Origin of the sequence: Aeromonas sp. QDB14, from assembly GCF_027707845.1 — a bacterium.
Taxonomy (GTDB): domain Bacteria; phylum Pseudomonadota; class Gammaproteobacteria; order Enterobacterales; family Aeromonadaceae; genus Aeromonas; species Aeromonas caviae.
This window is the reverse complement of record NZ_JAPCJD010000153.1, coordinates 1-2,860: the sequence shown is the minus strand read 5'-3', so window position 1 is coordinate 2,860 and position 2,860 is coordinate 1. Positions and strand designations below refer to the sequence as shown.

The 2,860-nt window shown below is 53.6% G+C and carries 1 rRNA gene; it reads right to left on the bottom strand.

Annotated features, from left to right (window positions below):
• A 23S ribosomal RNA gene (locus tag PG887_RS22050) occupies positions 1-2,839 on the bottom strand; the annotation flags it as partial.
• Between the last annotated feature and the right edge of the window lie 21 nt (positions 2,840-2,860).

The following is a 2,860-nucleotide window of genomic DNA, read 5'->3' as shown; positions in this document are numbered from 1 at the left end:
CGCTTACACACCCCACCTATCAACGTTGTGGTCTCCAACGGCCCTTTAGGACCCTCAAGGGGTCAGGGATGACTCATCTCAGGGCTCGCTTCCCGCTTAGATGCTTTCAGCGGTTATCGATTCCGAACTTAGCTACCGGGCAGTGCCACTGGCGTGACAACCCGAACACCAGAGGTTCGTTCACTCCGGTCCTCTCGTACTAGGAGCAACTCCCTTCAATCATCCAACGCCCACGGCAGATAGGGACCGAACTGTCTCACGACGTTCTGAACCCAGCTCGCGTACCACTTTAAATGGCGAACAGCCATACCCTTGGGACCGACTTCAGCCCCAGGATGTGATGAGCCGACATCGAGGTGCCAAACACCGCCGTCGATATGAACTCTTGGGCGGTATCAGCCTGTTATCCCCGGAGTACCTTTTATCCGTTGAGCGATGGCCCTTCCATTCAGAACCACCGGATCACTATGACCTACTTTCGTACCTGCTCGACCTGTCCGTCTCGCAGTTAAGCTGGCTTATGCCATTGCACTAACCTCCTGATGTCCGACCAGGATTAGCCAACCTTCGTGCTCCTCCGTTACTCTTTGGGAGGAGACCGCCCCAGTCAAACTACCCACCAGGCACTGTCCGCGAGCCCGATTCAGGGCCCTGCGTTAGAACATCAAACATACAAGGGTGGTATTTCAAGGACGGCTCCAGCGCAACTGGCGTCACGCCTTCAAAGCCTCCCACCTATCCTACACATGTAGGTTCAATGTTCAGTGCCAAGCTGTAGTAAAGGTTCACGGGGTCTTTCCGTCTAGCCGCGGGTACACCGCATCTTCACGGCGAATTCGATTTCACTGAGTCTCGGGTGGAGACAGCATGGCCATGGTTACACCATTCGTGCAGGTCGGAACTTACCCGACAAGGAATTTCGCTACCTTAGGACCGTTATAGTTACGGCCGCCGTTTACCGGGGCTTCGATCAAGAGCTTCGCTTGCGCTAACCCCATCAATTAACCTTCCGGCACCGGGCAGGTGTCACACCCTATACGTCCACTTTCGTGTTTGCAGAGTGCTGTGTTTTTGATAAACAGTCCCAGCCATCTGGTCACTGCGACTCCCGACAGCTCCATCCGCAAGGGACTTCACCATCAAGAGCGAACCTTCTCCCGAAGTTACGGTTCTATTTTGCCTAGTTCCTTCACCCGAGTTCTCTCAAGCGCCTTGGTATTCTCTACCCGACCACCTGTGTCGGTTTGGGGTACGATGACTTGTAATCTGAAGCTTAGAGGCTTTTCCTGGAAGCAGGGCATCAATGGCTTCCGCACCGTGGTGCGTTCGTCTCGTGTCTCAGTGTTGTGTCTCCGGATTTGCCTAGAAACACCACCTACGCACTTTCACCAGGACAACCGTCGCCTGGCCCACCTAGCCTTCTCCGTCCCCCCATCGCAATTACAAGTCGTGCAGGAATATTAACCTGCTTCCCATCGATTACGCCTTTCGGCCTCACCTTAGGGGTCGACTCACCCTGCCCCGATTAACGTTGGACAGGAACCCTTGGTCTTCCGGCGAGGAGGCTTTTCACCCCCTTTATCGTTACTTACGTCAGCATTCGCACTTCTGATATCTCCAGCATGCCTCTCGACACACCTTCGCAGACTTACAGAACGCTCCCCTACCACTCACACTTAGTGTGAATCCGCGGCTTCGGTGCCTGGTTTGAGCCCCGTTACATCTTCCGCGCAGGCCGACTCGACTAGTGAGCTATTACGCTTTCTTTAAATGATGGCTGCTTCTAAGCCAACATCCTAGCTGTCTGAGCCTTCCCACATCGTTTCCCACTTAACCAGAACTTTGGGACCTTAGCCGGCGGTCTGGGTTGTTTCCCTCTTCACGACGGACGTTAGCACCCGCCGTGTGTCTCCCGGATAGTACTTACTGGTATTCGGAGTTTGCATGGGGTTGGTAAGTCGGGATGACCCCCTAGCCCAAACAGTGCTCTACCCCCAGTAGTATTCGTCCGAGGCGCTACCTAAATAGCTTTCGGGGAGAACCAGCTATCTCCGAGTTTGATTGGCCTTTCACCCCCAGCCACAGGTCATCCCCTAACTTTGCAACGTTAGTGGGTTCGGTCCTCCAGTTGATGTTACTCAACCTTCAACCTGCCCATGGCTAGATCACCCGGTTTCGGGTCTACACCTTGCAACTAGACGCCCAGTTAAGACTCGGTTTCCCTACGGCTCCCCTATACGGTTAACCTCGCTACAAAATGTAAGTCGCTGACCCATTATACAAAAGGTACGCAGTCACCCCGAAGGGCTCCCACTGCTTGTACGTACACGGTTTCAGGTTCTATTTCACTCCCCTCACAGGGGTTCTTTTCGCCTTTCCCTCACGGTACTGGTTCACTATCGGTCAGTCAGGAGTATTTAGCCTTGGAGGATGGTCCCCCCATATTCAGACAGGATGTCACGTGTCCCGCCCTACTCGATTTCACATCAAGGTTGTTTTCGTGTACGGGGCTATCACCCTGTATCGCCGGCCTTTCCAGGACCGTTCCACTAACTTCCAAGATGCTTAAGGGCTAATCCCCGTTCGCTCGCCGCTACTGAGGGAATCTCGGTTGATTTCTTTTCCTCGGGGTACTTAGATGTTTCAGTTCTCCCGGTTCGCCTCGCTACGCTATGTATTCACGTAGCGATACCTAGCTTATGCTAAGTGGGTTTCCCCATTCGGAAATCCGTGAGTCGTAATGTCTCTTACCGACTGCTCACGGCTTATCGCAGGTTAGTACGTCCTTCATCGCCTCTGACTGCCAAGGCATCCACCATGTACGCTTAGTCACTTAACCATACAACCCCAAGAAGTGTCG